The organism is Vibrio sp. B1-2, from assembly GCF_963888445.1.
GTDB classification, from domain to species: Bacteria; Pseudomonadota; Gammaproteobacteria; order Enterobacterales; family Vibrionaceae; genus Vibrio; species Vibrio anguillarum.
Genome location: NZ_CAWPJH010000044.1, coordinates 143,066 through 162,384, shown reverse-complemented (window position 1 = coordinate 162,384; position 19,319 = coordinate 143,066). Strand labels below are relative to the sequence as shown.

Below are 19,319 nucleotides of genomic sequence, written 5' to 3'. Positions count from 1 at the left end.
TGACGTTACTGGCCAATAGAAAAGGATATTCCAGTGAGCAAACAGCAAAAAATTCTCTTTATTGATCGTGACGGCACCTTAATTGTTGAGCCTCCGGTCGATTTCCAAGTTGATCGTTTAGACAAACTGAAACTAGAGCCGTATGTGATCCCAAGCCTACTGGCTTTGCAGGCTGCGGGTTATCGGCTGGTGATGGTCACCAACCAAGATGGACTGGGGACGGATAGCTATCCTCAAGCGGATTTCGATGCCCCTCATGCGATGATGATGGACATTTTTCAGTCCCAAGGAGTGATCTTTGATGATGTGCTGATTTGCCCGCACTTTGAAAAAGATAATTGCTCTTGCCGCAAACCCAAACTGGGGATGGTTAAAGAGTATCTGCAAGGAGGCAAAGTCGATTTTCAGCAATCAGTGGTGATTGGCGATCGAATGACCGACCTGCAACTGGCTGAAAATATGGCGATCCGTGGTATTCAATATCATCCGAAAAGTATGGGATGGCGTGAAATAGTTAAAGACTTAACCGTGAAAGCGCGCAGCGCCGAAGTGGTAAGAACCACTAAAGAGACCGACATTAAAGTTGCGGTCAATTTGGATGAAACTGGTGGTAATCAAATTACAACGGGGTTAGGTTTTTTTGACCACATGCTTGACCAAATCGCAACCCATGGTGGTTTTCAATTGAAGTTGAGCGTCAATGGTGATCTGCACATTGATGATCACCACACCATTGAAGATACCGCATTAGCACTCGGGCAAGCCTTAAAAGAGGCATTAGGCGATAAGCGTGGCATTGGTCGTTTTGGTTTTTCGTTGCCGATGGATGAGTGTTTAGCACAATGCGCGCTCGATCTATCGGGTCGCCCTTATCTGAAATTTGAGGCCACCTTTACACGTGAGCAAGTGGGCGATCTCTCCACTGAAATGGTATATCACTTCTTCCGTTCATTAACCGACACTTTGGCCTGTACGCTGCATCTCTCATCCAGTGGTGAGAATGATCACCATATTATTGAAAGTTTGTTTAAGGCTTTTGGCCGCACATTGCGCCAAGCCATTAAAGTGGAAGGCAATGAACTACCTAGCAGCAAAGGAGTACTGTAATGTCGTCAGTCCGCGAAGCGATGAGTGATCACAGCAGCCAGCCGCAAAAGGTCGTCATCATTGATACAGGCTGCGCTAATGTTTCTTCCGTGAAATTTGCCATCGAACGCTTGGGGTACCCAGTCACTATTTCAAAAGATCCTGATGTGGTGTTGGCGGCAGATAAGCTGTTTTTACCCGGTGTCGGTACGGCAAGTGAGGCGATGAAAAATCTGCAACAGCGCGATTTAATCACCTTGGTGAAGCAGGTTGAAAAGCCACTGCTCGGCATCTGCTTAGGCATGCAACTGTTAGGTCAGCTGTCAGAAGAAAAAGGACAGCAAGCTAACGATCAAGCTAATGGCATTGTTGAATGCTTGGGTTTATGTGATGGTGAGGTTCGCCTGATGGATACAGGCGATTTACCACTGCCACATATGGGTTGGAACACGGTCAATGCCGAAAGAGGCCATCCTCTGTTTAAAGGCATTGAGCAAGGCGAATATTTCTATTTTGTCCATAGCTACGCCATGCCCGTCGGTGAATACACGATTGCTGAATGTGAATACGGCAAGCCTTTCACCGCGGCGCTGCAAAGCGGTAATTACTATGGTGTCCAATTTCACCCAGAGCGCTCATCCAAAGCCGGCTCGGCACTGATCAAGAACTTCTTGGAATTATAAAAGGGAATTAGCAATGATTATTCCAGCATTAGATTTAATTGATGGCCAAGTGGTTCGCTTATTTCAAGGCGATTATGGTCAAGTTACCGAATACAAAGTGGACCCTGCAGAGCAGTTTCGCCTCTATCATCAGGCTGGAGCTAACTGGTTGCACCTTGTCGATTTAACGGGTGCAAAAGATACCTCAGCCCGACAGCTTGATCTGATTGCCAAACTGCTTGCCAGTACCCCTGCCAATATTCAAATTGGTGGCGGTGTGCGTAGTGAGCAAGATGTGGTGGATTTATTAAATGCGGGTGCGCAGCGCGTGGTTGTCGGTTCTACGGCCGTAAAACAGCCTGAATTAGTCAAAGGATGGATGGAAAAGTATGGCGCAGAAAAAATTGTGCTAGCGCTAGACATCAACATTGATCAAGACGGCACACGTAAAGTGGCCATTTCAGGTTGGCAAGAAGATTCAGGTGTAACGATAGAAGCCTTGATTGATGATTACCTAACGGTTGGTTTGACGCACGTATTGTGCACTGATATTTCCCGCGATGGCACACTAGCCGGTTCTAACGTTGAATTGTATATCGATTTATGCAAACAGTACCCACAAGTACAGTTTCAATCCTCAGGTGGTATCGGTAGCTTAGCGGACATCAAAGCCTTAACAGGCAGTGGCGTCGCAGGCGTGATTGTCGGTCGTGCCTTATTAGATGGTAAGTTCACCGCTCAGGAGGCATTCGAATGTTGGCAAAACGCATAATTCCTTGTTTGGATGTCCGCGATGGACAAGTAGTGAAAGGGGTGCAGTTTCGCAATCACGAAATCATTGGTGATATCGTACCGCTTGCAAAACGCTACGCCGAAGAGGGCGCGGATGAGTTGGTGTTTTACGACATTACCGCGTCGAGTGATGGCCGAGTGGTTGATAAAAGTTGGGTGGCGCGTGTCGCGGCAGTGATTGATATTCCATTTTGCGTCGCGGGCGGTATTAAATCTGCCGAAGATGCTGCGCGAATTTTAGAATTTGGTGCAGATAAAGTCTCCATTAACTCTCCTGCACTCGCTAACCCACAGTTGATTACTGACTTAGCGGATAAATTTGGCGTGCAATGTATTGTGGTCGGCATTGACTCTTACTTCGATCAAGAAACGGGTCAGTATCAGGTCTATCAATTTACTGGAGATGAGACGCGCACCAAAGCAACACAGTGGCAAACTTGCGATTGGGTACAAGAGGTACAAAAACGTGGTGCGGGTGAAATCGTATTGAATATGATGAACCAAGACGGCGTGCGTAATGGTTATGATCTACAGCAACTCCAGAAGGTACGTGCTGTGTGTCGCGTGCCACTTATCGCTTCTGGCGGGGCGGGAACGATGGAGCACTTTGCGCAAGCTTACCAACAAGCTCATGTCGATGGCGCGTTGGCGGCATCGGTTTTTCACAAGCAGATCATCAATATCGGCGAATTAAAACAATATTTACAAGCAGAAGGTGTAGAGGTAAGACGATGAGTTTTCAAGTATCGAGTGCGGTTGCACTTTCTGAGCGTATTGATTGGAACAAAGTTGATGGCCTTGTTCCGGCGATAGTGCAAGATTTTCAATCAAGTCAAGTGCTTATGATGGGTTACATGAACCAAGATGCGTTGCAAAAAACCGCGCAAACAGGCCAAGTGACGTTCTTTTCTCGCAGCAAACAGCGCCTTTGGACCAAAGGAGAGACCTCTGGTCATGTGTTACAGTTGAAAAACATGGCGCTCGATTGTGATAATGACACTTTATTGGTCAAAGTGAATCCCATTGGGCCAACGTGCCATACTGGAACCACAACCTGTTGGGATAACGATGCACAAGAAGAGTCTCAAATGGTGTGGCTTCATCAGCTTGAGCAGCTATTGGCTGCCCGCAAGAGTGCCGGCCCTGATTCCTCTTACACCGCTAGCCTTTATGCCCGTGGAACAAAGCGTATTTCGCAGAAAGTGGGCGAAGAGGGCGTTGAAGTTGCGCTTGCGGCGACGTCGGGCGATAAGGCGGAGTTAGTGTGTGAGTCTGCTGATTTGATTTATCACTTATTGGTGCTATTGCAAGACCAAGGATTAGCGTTGAGTGATGTGATTGATAAGCTTAAAGAACGCCATAAATAAACACAGTGAAGCCTCTTAAATAAAGAGGCTTCCGTTTTTGAGAGCGGTGTTAGAGGGTAATTTCTTTCCACTCACCGGGTTGTAGATCGCCTAAAACAATGTCGCCCATCGCGTAGCGCACTAAGCGCAGTGTTGGAAAGCCAATATGCGCTGTCATACGTCGTACTTGCCGGTTTTTACCTTCAGTAATGGTAATCGCAAGCCATGTGGTTGGGATTTGTGCGCGAAAACGAACCGGTGGATTACGTTCCCACAAGGTAGGCGGTTGCAAAATCTCAACCTTGGCAGGCAGCGTCATGCCATCTTTTAGCTCTACACCTTGGCGCAATTTATCTAAATCGTTTTGAGCGGGTTCTCCTTCTACTTGAACCCAATACGTTTTTGGTAATTTTGACTGCGGCTGCGTTAGTCTCGCTTGCAAGATGCCGTCATTGGTGAGCACCATCAAACCTTCGCTGTCTCTGTCCAAACGACCTGCGGCATACACCTCTTTTACGGGAATAAAATCAGCGAGAGTTTTGCGCCCATCACCATCAGTAAACTGGCTTAGTGTATCAAAAGGCTTATTAAAGATGATGACTTTTCGATCAGCAAGTGATATTCGTTTTTTTACCTCTTCTGCAGATGAAGAGGAGCGGGCGGTTGAACGCTGATGTGGATCGCGCCGTTTAAAATGAGAAGAGCCAGAGGGTTTTGATACTGATGAAGAATCACGACGCAAGCGGGATGACATGTTAACTACCTTGCAAAAATGTAAATGAAGTGTGTTTGAAAGTTTTCTGAACTTTGGATTTAAGCTATGATTTGCGCGCCCAGAAACAGGATTGACGCACAAGATAATAGACTATTATCCTAGTTTTGTTTAATTATACTCAACCCATGCTATTTGGATTCAGTATCAATAAAGGGTTTGGGTGTATACGTATTTTCACTCAATGACTAAAATCGGATAACGCTCAACGACATTCGATTCAGTTTTTGAAAGAGTGACGCTATCGTGTTCAAGTCGCGAGGATGCTAACCCACTTGACACGGACAATCACACAGCGCTGTTTCATCCAATGGTGCTGCTAGAACAAATAGGGAAATTTTTCATGCCTACAGAAAAACCTACAATTATTTATACCATCACAGACGAAGCACCAGCACTGGCCACTTATTCTTTATTGCCGATTATCCAATCCTTTACCGCCTCGTCAGGCATTAGCGTTGAAACCCGCGATATTTCACTGGCTGCGCGTATCCTTGCCAGCTTCCCAGAACATTTAAAAGAAAATCAACGTGTAAGTGATGCGCTTGCCGAATTAGGTGAACTGGCGACCAAACCAGAAGCGAATATTATTAAACTGCCTAACGTTTCGGCATCGGTCCCACAATTGAAAGCCGCGATTAAAGAGTTGCAGGAAAAAGGTTACGACCTACCAAATTATCCTGAAGAACCAAGTACCTACGAAGAAGAAGCGATTAAAGCGACTTACGATAAAATCAAAGGTAGTGCGGTTAACCCTGTGTTGCGTGAGGGAAACTCCGATCGCCGCGCACCACTATCAGTCAAGAATTATGCGAAGAAAAACCCACATTCAATGGGCGCATGGTCACCGCAATCCCGTTCACATGTTGCCAGCATGCAAGACAAAGATTTCTATGGAACAGAAAAGTCAGTCACCATTGAAGGTGACACTAAGGTCAAAATTGAGTTTGTCGGCCATGATGGCTCGACTAAAGTCTTAAAGAAAGAGTTTGCGCTGCTTGATAAAGAAATTATCGATGCTTCAGTTCTAAGCAAAAAAGCGTTAGTTGAGTTTTTCGAGCAACAAATCGCAGCAGCGAAACAGCAAGATGTGCTGCTTTCCTTGCACATGAAAGCAACCATGATGAAAGTGTCTGACCCAGTCATTTTCGGCCATGCCGTTAAAGTGTACTACAAGGACGTATTTGCGAAGTATGGCGCGTTGTTTGACTCATTAGGTGTTGATGTCAACAATGGCCTAGGCGATGTTTACGCGAAAATACAAGCATTGCCACAAGCACAGAAAGAAGAAATTGAAGCCGCGATTCAAGCGGTTTATAACACGCAGCCACCGCTTGCTATGGTCGATTCTGACCGAGGTATTACTAACCTACATGTCCCAAGCGATATCATTGTTGATGCGTCAATGCCAGCAATGCTGCGCGCTTCTGGTCAAATGTGGGGGCCAGATGGCAAGCAACAAGACACCAAAGCACTGATCCCCGATCGCTGCTACGCTGGCGTTTATCAAGCGGTGATTGATTTTTGTAAAAAGCACGGCGCATTTGATCCCACCACGATGGGCAGTGTGCCAAACGTGGGCCTTATGGCGCAAAAAGCTGAAGAATATGGATCGCACGATAAAACCTTTATCCTCGATGCAGCGGGTTCGGTACGTGTTGTGGATACCTCCGGCAAAGTATTGCTAGAGCAAACTGTTGAAGCTGGTGATATTTTCCGCATGTGCCAAGTGAAAGATGCACCGATCCAAGACTGGGTGAAACTGGCCGTGACTCGCGCCAGAGCTACTGGCGTTCCTGCGATTTTCTGGTTAGACGATCAGCGTGCGCATGACCGTGAATTGATCAAAAAAGTCAACGTCTACCTTGCTGATCATGATACGGCTGGCTTAGATATTCAGATCCTATCACCCGTTGAAGCGACTCTGTTCACACTTGAGCGTCTCAAAGCGGGTAAAGATACCATCTCAGTTACGGGTAACGTACTGCGTGATTACCTCACGGATCTATTCCCCATTCTTGAGCTCGGTACTTCGGCTAAAATGTTGTCGATTGTTCCCTTGATGAATGGCGGTGGCTTGTTTGAAACAGGTGCTGGTGGCTCTGCGCCAAAACACGTTCAGCAGGTTGAGAAAGAAAACCACTTGCGTTGGGATTCGTTAGGCGAGTTTTTGGCGCTGGCGGCGTCTTTGGAACATTTGAGTGTTGTCACTGGAAATGCGAAAGCGAAAGTACTAGCCGATGCGCTTGATAAAGCCACTGGTAAGTTCCTTGATCTCAATAAATCACCATCGCGCAGAGTTGGTGAGCTTGATAACCGTGGCAGCCACTACTATCTTGCAACCTATTGGGCTGAGGCCTTAGCAGAGCAGACGGCGGATGCTGATTTAGCGGCGGAATTCGCACCGATTGCGAAGCAGCTACAAGAAAATGAACAGGTTATCGTCTCTGAGCTGAATCAGGCACAAGGTACTCCGGGTGATTTGGGTGGTTACTATGCGCCAGTGTTTGAAAAAGCATCAGCACTAATGCGTCCAAGCCAAACCTTGAACGAGATCATTGGCGCTTAACCTTCAGTTATTCACCTCTAAGCAATAAAAAAACCCGCCAGTTCGGCGGGTTTTTCATCAAATACACGTTTGGCAGCGATTATTTTGCAAGTTGACCTTCGATTGGAACAACAGCGCTAGCGTGATAACCTTTCGGCCCCTGTTCAATTTCGTAGGAAACTTGTTGGCCCGCTTTGAGTGTGCGGTAGCCTTCCATTTGAATGGTTGAATAGTGAGCAAAAATATCGGTATCCTCACCTTCTGGACAAATAAACCCAAATCCTTTGGCGTTGTTAAACCATTTTACTGTACCTGTAGCCATGCTTTACATCCCTCATTGCATTTTAGTTACTGATGTTGTTATCGAGAAACTTATCCTAAAAACGTTACCCGAATGTGAATATCAATTCAGCCGCTGCCAAATTTTTAGTCACTAATTGACCAATGTAGTCAATGGTTCGGCGCAGTCAATAGGCAAAAGGTATGATACTCGACATATTTGCAAATAAATCACTTTTAAGGTTTACATTGTTGTAACGATTAAATAGGGCGTTAAGAATGAAATAGTTAAAGAAAGTAGTTGCTTTTGTTTTCTTTTTAATCAACTACGCCGTTGATAGTTCGGAATAGCAATGTTTTATTTGCAGCGATACAATTGCTGCATTAGTCTCTAAGTAAGGGTTGTTTTTCAACTGTGTCGGTAGCACTAATAACATTAATAGATTCGAACGACACAATGGTTACTGAGAGGCACACGGTTCCACTAGGTAGAGAAGCACTCTAAATACGGTCATCATGAGTAAACATTTTGAATGGGTGACTCCAGACTCAGATCTTCTGGAGAAAGAGAAGACAGCAATTAAACCACCAGCGATGTACAACGTAGTTCTTAATAACGATGACTACACGCCGATGGAGTTTGTGATTGAAATCCTTGAGCGATTCTTCTCGATGGATATCGACAAAGCAACACAGATAATGCTCAAGGTGCATTATGAAGGGAAAGCAATTTGTGGCACGTTCAGTGCTGAGATTGCAGAGACCAAAGTAGCTCAAGTTACTTTGTACTCAAGGGAAAATGAGCATCCACTGCTTTGTACTATGGAGCAAGCGTAGTCGCTTGCTGGAGCAACAAAGTGGTTCCTTAAGGAGGTACTTATGCTTAATAAAGAACTAGAGTCGAGTCTAAACGGCGCGTTCGCTCGAGCGCGAGACAAAAGACATGAATTCATGACCGTCGAGCACCTCCTACTTGCGTTATTAGAAAATGATGCAGCCAGAGAGGCCTTATTAGCCTGCCAAGCGGATTTGGATGCCTTACGCCAAGAGCTTGATATTTTTATTGATCAAACCACCCCTCTTATTCCTGAAAGTGACGAAACACGTGAAACGCAACCTACATTGAGTTTTCAACGTGTGCTGCAACGTGCTGTATTTCATGTGCAATCCTCTGGCCGCAATGAAGTCACAGGGGCGAATGTACTGGTTGCAATCTTTAGTGAGCAGGAGTCACATGCGGCTTACCTACTGAAAAAAAATGACATCAGTCGCTTAGATATCGTCAACTACATTTCGCACGGCATCACTAAAGCTTCCAGCGCAAGTGATAATTCAGCCTCTTCCGACTCTTTTAGCAGCGAATCAGCTGATGAAGTCAGTTCTGATGAACGTTTGGAAAGCTTTGCCAGCAACCTCAACCAATTGGCAAAGCAAGGGTTGATTGATCCGCTAATTGGGCGTGATAAAGAGCTAGAGCGAACCATTCAAGTGTTGTGTCGTCGCCGTAAAAATAATCCGCTGTTAGTGGGAGAAGCGGGAGTCGGTAAAACGGCGATTGCGGAAGGGCTAGCGTGGCGCATTGTGGAAGGCCAAGTGCCTGAAATAATTCAAAATAGCGTTATTTATTCACTGGATATTGGTTCATTGCTCGCTGGAACTAAGTATCGTGGCGATTTTGAAAAGCGTTTTAAAACCATTTTGAAACAGCTTGAAAAAGAGCAGGACGCGATCCTATTTATTGATGAAATTCATACCATCATCGGTGCGGGTGCCGCTTCTGGTGGTCAGGTGGATGCGGCTAACTTAATCAAACCTCTGCTTAGCAGCGGTAAATTGCGCTGCATCGGCTCAACGACTTATCAAGAGTACAACAACATCTTTGAAAAAGAGCGCGCGCTGGCTCGCCGTTTTCAAAAAATCGATGTGGTCGAGCCATCGTTGGATGACACCACTAAAATACTTATGGGCCTGAAAACAAAATACGAGGCGCACCATGATGTACGTTACACCAATAAAGCGTTACGTGCGGCCGTAGAGCTTTCTGCAAAATACATCAATGAACGTCATTTGCCTGATAAAGCGATTGATGTGATTGATGAAGCGGGAGCACGTTCAAGGTTGGCACCTGCAAGTCGCCGCAAGAAAACCGTTGGAGTGGCCGATATTGAAGCGATGGTTGCTAAAATGGCGCGTATTCCAGAAAAATCGGTCTCTTCTTCCGATAAAGACATTTTGCAGCACCTTGATAGAAAAATGAAAATGTTGGTATTTGGACAAGATGACGCTATCGATGTATTGAGTGAGGCGATCAAACTCTCACGCGCTGGCTTAGGTGCCGACAATAAACCGGTGGGCTCATTCTTGTTTGCAGGGCCAACAGGCGTGGGTAAAACAGAAGTGACAGTGCAGTTATCGAAGCTACTTGGCATTGAGCTGCTGCGTTTTGATATGTCTGAGTATGGTGAACGTCACTCGGTGAGTCGTTTAATTGGTGCTCCTCCTGGTTATGTTGGGTATGACCAAGGTGGCTTGCTAACTGATGCTGTGATTAAACATCCACATTCAGTGGTGCTACTTGATGAGATTGAGAAAGCGCACCCTGATATTTTTAACTTGTTACTTCAAGTCATGGATAACGGCACTTTAACCGATAACAATGGACGAAAAGCGGATTTCCGTAACATCATTTTGGTGATGACAACCAACGCAGGTGTTGCAGAGACAGTGAAAAAATCGATTGGTCTTATCCAACAAGACAATAGTTTTGATGCGATGTCAGAGATTAAGAAAGTATTCACACCCGAATTTCGTAACCGTTTAGATAACATCATCTGGTTTAATCGTTTGGATGAGCGTGTAATCCATCAAGTGGTTGATAAGTTTATTGTTGAACTACAAGCTCAACTCGATGCGAGAGGTGTATCGTTAGAGGTTTCTGAGGATGCTCGTCATTGGCTTGCTGTGAAAGGCTACGATATTGAGATGGGCGCTCGTCCGATGGGCCGCGTGATTCAGGATAAGCTGAAAAAGCCATTAGCGAATGAGTTGTTGTTTGGCTCGTTGGTCGATGGTGGCACGGTGAAAGTGGATTTAGATGGCGAAGAGCTTAAGTTTAAGTACATTGGTTCTCGTGAAGAAGCGGTTCACTAATCGGTAATCCCGATGCTTATCACCTAATAACAAAAGCACGCTGAGGCGTGCTTTCTTCTATGCATTGCATTTAATCCAGTTCTATGAGTAACAAAAAACGGAGCATTTAGCTCCGTTTTTTGTTGCGTTCGAAAATCAGAGATTAACGAGCACGGAAGACGATGCGGCCTTTAGTTAGGTCGTATGGAGTCATCTCTACAGTTACTTTGTCACCAGTAAGAATACGAATGTAGTTCTTACGCATTTTACCAGAGATGTGAGCTGTTACTACGTGGCCGTTTTCTAGCTCAACACGGAACATTGTGTTTGGAAGAGTATCAAGGACAGTGCCTTGCATCTCAATTACGTCTTCTTTAGCCATTTAATCCTCTTTAGAAACTTGGCGATTTTTAACGGACGCATTCTGCCGCTAAAAGATAAATATGTAAAGTTGGGGCGTATTCTACCCTTGCCAACGTTGATTTACTAGCTTTTGATGGCGCTCAAAGCGTACTTTGTAGTTCATTGCTGGGCATTCATCAATTTGATAACCCAAATATAACCATTGTTTCTGTGTGGCTTGGCAATATTGCAGTTGAAATAAAACGCCAAGTGTTCCGAGTGACAGATCTGACTCTGGATCATAAAAGGTATAAAAGGCGCTGGCACTGTTTTGTAAAATATCCGTCACCGCAATCGCGACCAGTTGTCCGTTTTGATAAATATGCAGGTATTGAGTATCTAGCCAACGACAAGCGGAAAAGGTTTCAAACTCCTGCTCGTTGGGAGGGTACATGCTGCCCTCTTTATGTCGCGCTTCAATATAGCGGGCATAGAGTGCAAACCAACCCGAATCCATGGTCGGTTTCAACTGCCACTGAAAAGCGTGTGCCTTTTTGAGTAACCGCTTTTGGCTGGTTGATAGCTTGACTTGGTCAACAAAAACACGCAATGCTTGGCAGGAGTTGCAATTGTCACAGTGAGGTTTGTAAATGGTATCCCCACTGCGCCGAAAACCATTTGCGAGTAGAATTTCATAATTCTCAGGCGATTGCATGGCGGAGTCTAAAGTCACAGCGACACGTTCTTGCCTATCTTTTAAATAGCTACAAGGGTGGTTATTGGTTAAACCGATGCGTATTTGCTGTAAATCTGAGCTCATGGTTATCCTTCATTAGGCAAGGTGATCCACTGGGGTGTAAAGCAGCGCTCATCGACAGAGCTATCTCTAAAAGATAGCAAGGATTTGAGAAAATCGTCGCGATCTAATTCGAAAGCTCCCAATGATGCCAGATGCGGATTCATCACCTGACAATCAATCAACTGTCCACCGTGTGATTGAAAATGCTGGCAAAAATACCAAAGCGCAATTTTTGATGCATTGACTTTGGTACTAAACATCGACTCACCGCAAAACATTTGGCCCATTTGTATGCCATAGAGCCCGCCGATCAATTTATCTTCCTGCCACACCTCAACCGAATGACAACGGCCAGAAGCCGCAAGGGCGAGGTAGGCGCTGCGCATCTCTTCATTTAGCCAAGTTTGATCTGCGGGTCTTACGTTGGCGCAACTTGTAATTACCTCTTTAGTTGCATGGTTAAGGCTTATTTTATATTGATGTTTTCGCTGGAATTTTTTAACGCTTTTAGCTGGAGAAAAAGTTTGTGGGTTAAACACAGCTCGCGGAGCGGGGCTCCACCAAAGAATAGGCTCTTGTGGGCCATACCAAGGAAAAATTCCGTGTCGATAAGCATTATAAATACGTTCTGGTTGTAAATCGCCACCAAACGCGAGCAGTCCATTTGGCTCTTCTAGCGCCTCATCAGCGGAAGGAAAAGAGAAATCATCAAGCGCAAGTTGAGGAAGGTAAATAGTCATGTTCGATCCGATCTGGGTTAACCATCAAGATAAGGCCACGGAATGAGGATAGTAGGGATTTTTCAATAGTTTGCCAATCATTACTATCAGGCCATATTTGTACTGGAGTTCGCTTTTATTTTTAGATAGGCTGCAAGTACGAAGAATTTTCATTTTCCCAGAGCAAACAGGAGCTCTTTGGAAGATGCAAGGAAACACAACTCGAATGGAAAGCCTCACGTTACAACCAATAAAAAAAATTAATGGGCAAGTCAATTTACCCGGTTCCAAAAGTGTCTCAAACCGAGCGCTACTGCTTGCCTCTTTGGCAAGTGGTACGACTAAGCTAACGAACTTGTTAGACAGTGACGACATTCGCCACATGCTCAACGCACTAGCAAAACTTGGTGTGGAGTATCGTTTGTCAGACGACAAAACGGTGTGTGAGATAAAAGGTTTGGGTCGGCCTTTTAGCATCGAGCAATCCGTTGAGCTGTTTTTAGGTAATGCAGGGACGGCAATGCGTCCACTTGCGGCAGCATTAGTTCTTGGACAGGGTGAATTCATTTTGACTGGTGAGCCGAGGATGAAAGAACGTCCAATCGGTCATCTCGTTACGGCGTTACGTGAAGCGGGCGCTGATATTGAGTACCTTGAAAACGAAGACTTCCCGCCGTTAAAAATTACGGCAACCGGCCTTAAAGCTGGAACCGTGGCGATTGACGGTTCAATCTCGAGTCAATTTTTGACCGCCTTTTTAATGGCTGCGCCACTGTCTGATGGTGAAATGACGATAAACATCGTTGGTGACTTGGTCTCAAAGCCCTACATTGACATCACGTTACACATCATGGCGCAGTTTGGTGTAAAAGTGATCAACCATAACTACACTCAATTTGTGATCCCAGCTGGGCAATCGTATGTTTCTCCTGGGCAGTTTTTGGTGGAAGGAGATGCATCCTCTGCTTCTTACTTCCTCGCGGCGGCGGCTATCAAAGGTGGCGAAGTAAAAGTTACTGGTATTGGTAAAAACAGTATCCAAGGAGATATTCAATTTGCCGATGCGCTAGAAAAAATGGGCGCAGTCATCGAATGGGGGAATGATTATGTCATCGCTCGTCGTGGAGAGCTTAATGCGGTTGATCTCGATTTTAATCACATTCCTGATGCGGCTATGACCATTGCGACGACCGCATTATTTGCCAAAGGCACCACAGCCATTCGCAACGTATATAATTGGCGTGTTAAAGAAACCGATCGTTTAGCCGCAATGGCGACGGAGCTGCGTAAAGTGGGTGCAGAGGTTGAGGAAGGGGATGATTACATTATCATTACACCACCAACGTCATTACAGCATGCGGCAATCGACACTTATGACGATCATCGAATGGCGATGTGTTTTTCGCTGGTTGCACTGAGCGATACCGCAGTGACGATTAATGATCCTAAATGTACTTCGAAAACGTTTCCTGATTATTTTGAACAGCTTGCGCAACTAAGCCACTAGGCATTGAGCGTTTAAACCCAATAATGAAAAGCCTCGAATGAGGCTTTTTTTCATCAAGAATTACGATTGAACGAGAGTAAATTGCTTTGATAAATGCAAGGCAAGGTACTTGAACATGTTAAATACCGCAGTGGTATTAGGTGTTGGCAGCCCCTTGTCGTCTAAAAAGTAGTTGCCTTTAAAAACTAATACATCCTCTTTTTCTTCAACGCTATCGGCGCGCATGCCAACGATATAAGCGTCATGTTCTTGAATGATTTGGTTTGCAATAAGTAACAAATCAAATTCAGTAATAGATTGTTTTTCGCTCATCTTTTACGGTCCTATGAGTAGATGTGCGAGGATAGTGCCGTAAAAGGGTAGGTAATTTCAATGATTTCAAATAGAATTCGGCGCAAAATTCGATGGAGTGGATTCTCAAGCTTTGACCAAAGAGAGAAGTCACGTCTAAGCTTAGACAAGAAAGCCGATTTTTTATGCAATGAGAATGTGTGACTTACGGCATATTTCATTGGATTTATTTCGCGAACTGATAATACTCACTTTAGTATGAGCGCCAAAGCACGTTTAGTAGAGTGCTGCAGCAATGAAAGTCAAGCTCACAAGCGCCACAGGACTCGATTTTAAACTTTTCAATTTAGGTTGGAAGGCTGGCGGAGAATAGGCCACTGAGCTCTGGTTGCATTTTGACCAATTATTGAGTGGTTGAATTTTATTTTTAAAAAACATGTTGATCTTCTTGTTAACTGGCTCGATAGTAAAAAAAGAAGCAATAATTTAGAACGTCATGCGATTTACTTTCGCGTAATGATTAAGGGCATTTGAGTCAATTATGGGTAAATCACTCGTTATAGTGGAATCGCCAGCCAAGGCTAAAACGATCAATAAATATCTTGGTAAAGATTTTATTGTTAAGTCGAGCGTAGGGCATGTTCGTGATCTTCCAACCGCAGGTCAAAGTACCGCTAAAAAAGCAACGCCTAGTTCTTCTTCAAAGAACCTTAGCGCTGAAGAGAAAGCACGCTTGAAAAGCGAGAAAGACCGTAGTTCGTTAATTAAGAAGATGGGCATCGACCCTTATCACGGCTGGGAAGCGAATTACCAAATTTTGCCGGGTAAAGAAAAAGTAGTGGCGGAATTGCAAAAGCTTGCTAAAGATGCCGACTGCATTTATCTCGCAACCGATTTGGACCGCGAAGGAGAAGCCATCGCTTGGCACCTTCGTGAGATCATCGGTGGCGATGAACAGCGATACAAACGAGTTGTATTTAACGAAATTACAAAAAATGCAATCCAACAAGCCTTCCAAACACCGGGTGAATTGAATATCGACGGTGTAAACGCCCAACAAGCACGTCGTTTCATGGACCGTGTGGTGGGTTTTATGGTCTCTCCATTACTTTGGAAAAAAGTGGCGCGTGGCTTGTCTGCGGGTCGCGTCCAATCGGTGGCGGTGAAATTACTTGTTGAGCGTGAGCGTGAAATTAACGCGTTTGTCCCTGAAGAGTTCTGGGATATCCATGCTGATACGAAAACGCAAGATAAAACGGATTTCCGTCTGTTGGTTGCGCAAAAAAATGATGTAGCGTTTAAACCTGTCAACGAAGCGGAAGCTAAATCAGCGGTTTCGATTTTAGAAAAAGCTTCTTACGAAGTGTGTAAACGTGAAGACCGCCCAACCAGCAGTAAACCTTCCGCTCCTTTTATCACCTCGACGTTACAGCAAGCAGCCAGTACTCGCTTGGGTTACGGAGTGAAGAAAACGATGATGCTAGCTCAGCGCTTGTATGAGGCAGGTTACATCACTTATATGCGTACCGATTCAACCAACTTAAGTGCTGAAGCGGTCGAAGCGGTTCGCAGCTATATTGGGAGTGAGTTTGGACAGGCCTACTTACCTGAGAATCCGTTAGCTTATGGAAGTAAGCAGGGCGCTCAAGAAGCGCACGAAGCGATTCGTCCATCCAGTGTGGATGTTAAAGCCGATGATTTACAAGGTATGGAAGCGGATGCTCATAAGCTATACGCGCTAATCTGGAATCAGTTTGTTGCTTGCCAAATGACGCCAGCTCAATACGATTCGACCACTGTGAGCGTGAAAGCGGCAGAATTTACCCTTAAGGCGAAAGGTCGCATCCTTAAATTTGATGGTTGGACACGAGTTCAACGTCCAATGGGTAAGAATGAAGACCAAATTTTACCTCCAGTGAAAGTGGGCGAAACGTTGTTATTGCAAACGTTAGATCCAAAACAACATTTCACTAAGCCACCGGCACGTTATACGGAAGCTGCGCTGGTAAAAGAGCTTGAAAAGCGTGGTATAGGCCGACCATCGACGTATGCTTCTATCATCTCTACGATTCAAGATCGCGGCTATGTGAAAGTGGATCAGCGACGTTTTTATGCTGAGAAAATGGGTGAAATCGTCACCGATCGTCTGGATGACAGTTTCAATGACTTGATGAACTATGACTTCACCGCGCGAATGGAAGAAAAGCTGGACCAAATTGCAGCAGGATCTGCAAATTGGAAAGGAGTCTTGGACGATTTCTTTAAAGATTTCACTGCAGATTTAGAAACGGCTGAACTGGATGAAGAACAAGGTGGTATGAAACCCAACCACATCGTGATGACCGACATTCAATGTCCGACATGTTCACGTCCAATGGGAATTCGTACAGCCTCTACAGGGGTGTTCCTCGGTTGTTCTGGTTATGCACTGCCGCCTAAAGAGCGTTGTAAAACCACCATTAACCTAGGTGACGAAGAAGGCGTCATCAATGTCTTGGAAGAAGATGTTGAAACGGCTGCACTGCGCGCTAAAAAGCGTTGTCCTATCTGTGAAACGGCGATGGATGCGTATCTAATCGATGACACACGTAAAATGCATGTGTGCGGGAACAATCCGAACTGCGAAGGTTACGTTGTAGAATTCGGTGAGTTTAAAGTTAAAGGCTATGATGGCCCAGTTGTCGAGTGTGACAAGTGTGGGTCAAACATGGTACTGAAAAATGGCCGTTTTGGTAAGTACATGGATTGCACCAGCGATGACTGTAAAAATACGCGTAAGATCTTAAGAAGCGGCGAAGTTGCTCCACCAAAAGAAGATCCTATCCATTTCCCTGAATTGCCTTGTGAAAACTCGGATGCGTATTTTGTACTGCGTGATGGCGCTTCAGGCCTGTTTCTTGCGGCGAGCAATTTCCCGAAATCTCGCGAGACACGTGCGCCATTGGTTGAAGAATTGGCTCGTTTTAAAGAGCGCCTAGCACCAAAGTATCAATACTTAGCGGATGCGCCTACACATGATCCTGATGGTGTGGCGGCGGTTGTACGCTTTAGTCGTAAGTCAAAAGAACACTATGTACGCACTGAGATAGATGGTAAACCCTCAGGTTGGACGGCGTTGTACGATAATGGGCGGTGGGAAATTACCGATAAGCGTAAAAACGCTAAAAAATAGCCTTTAATGTGATCAATGCGAAAAGGTAGCCTTCGGGCTACCTTTTTTTTGGCTGGAGTTTGAGCAAGTTCAACTATTCATACTATTCATGGAAAATGTGTCGCCAATATTTTGACATTCCATGTGTAAGGCAGTATTGATTAACTATCCGTGAGCGGGCGGAGTGTCTGATGTTCAGAGTCTTGTACACAGGAGATAACCTTATTGCACCAGCATGTTGTGAATTGTTCAGTCGGTTCAACAACTAAAATGGAGCTATTTGGTGTAATTAATATTTATGTCTTTAACCTAGTAAACATAGCGTCATAAATTCGTTGTATTTTTAATAAAAAGAGAGTGTATATAAAATTAAGAATGCATCAATAAAGTGAATAAAAATGATTAGTTAATACATTGTTATGTTTATATGTTACACCGAGCTGTAAATGTGAGCTAGGTTAGGAGTTAGCAAACTAAAGGGTTCAGACAAGTCAGAACAGCGTATTTAAAATTGTATTATTTCTTTAATTCGATAACGTATAAACAACCAATTGCATTTAGGGTGGTGAGGGAGTTTCATACAGCCCACTGCAAGTGGCCAATAAGGATAGCATCCATACATCCCCTGTAAATTAAGGTATGGAATGCAAATATAAGAATGAAATAAGGAGAATTAAAATGGCTGGTGTTTTAGGAATGATCCTTGCTGGTGGCGAAGGCTCGCGCTTGATGCCTTTAACGGAATCTCGTAGTAAACCTGCAGTGCCATTTGGTGGCAGTTATCGTTTAATCGATTTTGCTTTGAATAATTTTGTAAACGCGGATTTGATGCGTATCTACGTGCTTACACAATTTAAATCACAATCGTTGTATTTACATATGAAGAAAGGCTGGAACCTTTCGGGCATCACTGATCGGTTTATCGATTCAATCCCTGCACAGATGCGTGATGGCAAGCGATGGTACGAAGGTACTGCGGATGCTATCTACCAGAATATTCGCTTTATTGAACTTTCTACCCCCGACCAAGTATGTATTTTTGGCTCTGATCATATCTATAAAATGGATATCCGCCAGATGCTCGATTTCCATAAACGTGTAGATGCAAAACTGACCGTTTCTGCGCTGAGAATGCCGCTGAAAGAAGCGTCTCAGTTTGGTGTGATTGAAGTTGATGAAGCCGGAAAAATGGTCGGTTTTGAAGAAAAACCTTGCAACCCTAAAGCGATCCCTGGGCACCCAGACCTTGCACTTGTTTCTATGGGTAACTACATATTTGATACAGATAAACTCTGTGCAGAACTGCGTCGTGATGCTGAAGATAATCATTCCAGTCATGATTTTGGCAAAGATATTATTCCTAAACTTTTCCCGGAAGGAGAGGTTTATGTCTATGATTTTTCAACCAATAAAATCAAAGGCGAAAAAGACACAACTTACTGGCGTGATGTTGGTACGATTGAGGCCTACTGGGCAGCGCACATGGATCTATTAGAGCATGATGCCGATTTCTCGTTGTATAACCGTAGCTGGCCTCTCCACACTTATTATCCACCGTTGCCACCTGCAACCTTTGTTGATTCACACGATCGTAAAGTACAGATCACCGACAGCTTGATCTCCGGCGGAAGCTACATTCAAGGTGCGAAGATTTATAAATCGGTACTAGGCTACCGCAGTAACATTGGAGCCAACACTTTAGTGAGCGAATCCGTGATCCTCGGTGATGTTAAAATTGGCGAAGGATGTACAATTAAGCGTACAATTATTGATAAAAATGTCGAAATAGCACCAGGTACTATCATTGGTGAAGATTTAGAACTCGATAGACAACGTTTCCATGTTTCTGATGAGGGCATCGTTGTTATCGCAAAAGGAACAAAAGTTGGATTCTAG

17 protein-coding genes are annotated in these 19,319 nt (G+C 44.7%); 11 read left to right on the top strand and 6 right to left on the bottom strand.

Annotated elements, in window-relative coordinates:
• The first annotated feature begins 33 nt into the window (after window positions 1–33).
• Genes hisB through hisIE form a run of 5 tightly spaced genes read left to right on the top strand, consistent with a single transcriptional unit; the run spans window position 34 to window position 3,907 of the window.
• Window positions 34–1,107 (top strand): bifunctional histidinol-phosphatase/imidazoleglycerol-phosphate dehydratase HisB, encoded by a 1,074-nt coding sequence (hisB, locus tag AACQ75_RS17390; protein ID WP_013857094.1) that lies wholly within the window; start codon window positions 34–36, stop codon window positions 1,105–1,107.
• Window positions 1,107–1,769: an imidazole glycerol phosphate synthase subunit HisH gene (hisH, locus tag AACQ75_RS17385; RefSeq protein ID WP_170889140.1), complete on the top strand. Its 663-nt coding sequence runs from the start codon at window positions 1,107–1,109 to the stop codon at window positions 1,767–1,769. Before hisB ends, hisH begins: the two co-directional genes overlap by 1 nt.
• A 13-nt stretch (window positions 1,770–1,782) precedes the next feature.
• Complete coding sequence (hisA, locus tag AACQ75_RS17380; protein WP_013857092.1) at window positions 1,783–2,520, top strand: 1-(5-phosphoribosyl)-5-[(5-phosphoribosylamino)methylideneamino]imidazole-4-carboxamide isomerase; 738 nt, start codon at window positions 1,783–1,785, stop codon at window positions 2,518–2,520.
• Window positions 2,502–3,275, top strand: a complete 774-nt coding sequence (gene hisF / locus AACQ75_RS17375) for an imidazole glycerol phosphate synthase subunit HisF (protein ID WP_017044649.1) — start codon at window positions 2,502–2,504, stop codon at window positions 3,273–3,275. The genes hisA and hisF overlap by 19 nt, the downstream gene beginning before the upstream one ends.
• Complete coding sequence (gene hisIE / locus AACQ75_RS17370; RefSeq protein ID WP_170889139.1) at window positions 3,272–3,907, top strand: bifunctional phosphoribosyl-AMP cyclohydrolase/phosphoribosyl-ATP diphosphatase HisIE; 636 nt, start codon at window positions 3,272–3,274, stop codon at window positions 3,905–3,907. Before hisF ends, hisIE begins: the two co-directional genes overlap by 4 nt.
• A 49-nt stretch (window positions 3,908–3,956) precedes the next feature.
• Here hisIE and AACQ75_RS17365 read toward each other — a convergent pair whose 3' ends face one another.
• A complete protein-coding gene (locus AACQ75_RS17365; protein WP_208871742.1) occupies window positions 3,957–4,640 on the bottom strand; it encodes a pseudouridine synthase in 684 nt (227 codons plus the stop codon).
• Between the two features lie 361 nt (window positions 4,641–5,001).
• Between AACQ75_RS17365 and AACQ75_RS17360 the strand changes: the two genes are divergently transcribed.
• A complete protein-coding gene (locus AACQ75_RS17360; RefSeq protein ID WP_170889138.1) occupies window positions 5,002–7,227 on the top strand; it encodes an NADP-dependent isocitrate dehydrogenase in 2,226 nt (741 codons plus the stop codon).
• A gap of 79 nt (window positions 7,228–7,306) precedes the next feature.
• Here AACQ75_RS17360 and cspD read toward each other — a convergent pair whose 3' ends face one another.
• Window positions 7,307–7,528, bottom strand: coding sequence for a cold shock domain-containing protein CspD (gene cspD, locus AACQ75_RS17355; RefSeq protein WP_013857087.1), 222 nt, complete (start codon window positions 7,526–7,528; stop codon window positions 7,307–7,309).
• A 473-nt stretch (window positions 7,529–8,001) separates the two neighbouring features.
• Between cspD and clpS the strand changes: the two genes are divergently transcribed.
• Complete coding sequence (gene clpS, locus AACQ75_RS17350; protein ID WP_010319243.1) at window positions 8,002–8,322, top strand: ATP-dependent Clp protease adapter ClpS; 321 nt, start codon at window positions 8,002–8,004, stop codon at window positions 8,320–8,322.
• A 42-nt stretch (window positions 8,323–8,364) separates the two neighbouring features.
• Entirely contained in the window at window positions 8,365–10,635 is a 2,271-nt protein-coding gene (gene clpA, locus AACQ75_RS17345; RefSeq protein WP_013857086.1) for an ATP-dependent Clp protease ATP-binding subunit ClpA, read from the top strand.
• Window positions 10,636–10,777: 142 nt separating this feature from the next.
• On the opposite strand, the gene infA is transcribed toward clpA, so the two are convergent.
• From infA to aat, 3 genes are all read right to left on the bottom strand, one after another.
• Entirely contained in the window at window positions 10,778–10,996 is a 219-nt protein-coding gene (gene infA / locus AACQ75_RS17340; RefSeq protein WP_006075347.1) for a translation initiation factor IF-1, read from the bottom strand.
• An 81-nt stretch (window positions 10,997–11,077) separates the two neighbouring features.
• Window positions 11,078–11,776: an arginyltransferase gene (locus AACQ75_RS17335; protein ID WP_013857085.1), complete on the bottom strand. Its 699-nt coding sequence runs from the start codon at window positions 11,774–11,776 to the stop codon at window positions 11,078–11,080.
• A gap of 2 nt (window positions 11,777–11,778) precedes the next feature.
• Window positions 11,779–12,495, bottom strand: coding sequence for a leucyl/phenylalanyl-tRNA--protein transferase (aat, locus tag AACQ75_RS17330; RefSeq protein ID WP_064625006.1), 717 nt, complete (start codon window positions 12,493–12,495; stop codon window positions 11,779–11,781).
• A gap of 205 nt (window positions 12,496–12,700) precedes the next feature.
• Between aat and aroA the strand changes: the two genes are divergently transcribed.
• Entirely contained in the window at window positions 12,701–13,981 is a 1,281-nt protein-coding gene (gene aroA, locus AACQ75_RS17325; protein WP_170889137.1) for a 3-phosphoshikimate 1-carboxyvinyltransferase, read from the top strand.
• Between the two features lie 60 nt (window positions 13,982–14,041).
• On the opposite strand, the gene AACQ75_RS17320 is transcribed toward aroA, so the two are convergent.
• Window positions 14,042–14,293, bottom strand: a complete 252-nt coding sequence (locus AACQ75_RS17320) for a YciN family protein (RefSeq protein ID WP_013857082.1) — start codon at window positions 14,291–14,293, stop codon at window positions 14,042–14,044.
• Window positions 14,294–14,813: 520 nt separating this feature from the next.
• Between AACQ75_RS17320 and topA the strand changes: the two genes are divergently transcribed.
• Both topA and glgC read left to right on the top strand, forming a co-directional pair.
• On the top strand, window positions 14,814–17,444 hold the full coding sequence (gene topA, locus AACQ75_RS17315) for a type I DNA topoisomerase (RefSeq protein WP_170889136.1): 2,631 nt from the start codon (window positions 14,814–14,816) through the stop codon (window positions 17,442–17,444).
• A gap of 657 nt (window positions 17,445–18,101) precedes the next feature.
• Window positions 18,102–19,319 (top strand): glucose-1-phosphate adenylyltransferase, encoded by a 1,218-nt coding sequence (gene glgC, locus AACQ75_RS17310; RefSeq protein WP_013857078.1) that lies wholly within the window; start codon window positions 18,102–18,104, stop codon window positions 19,317–19,319.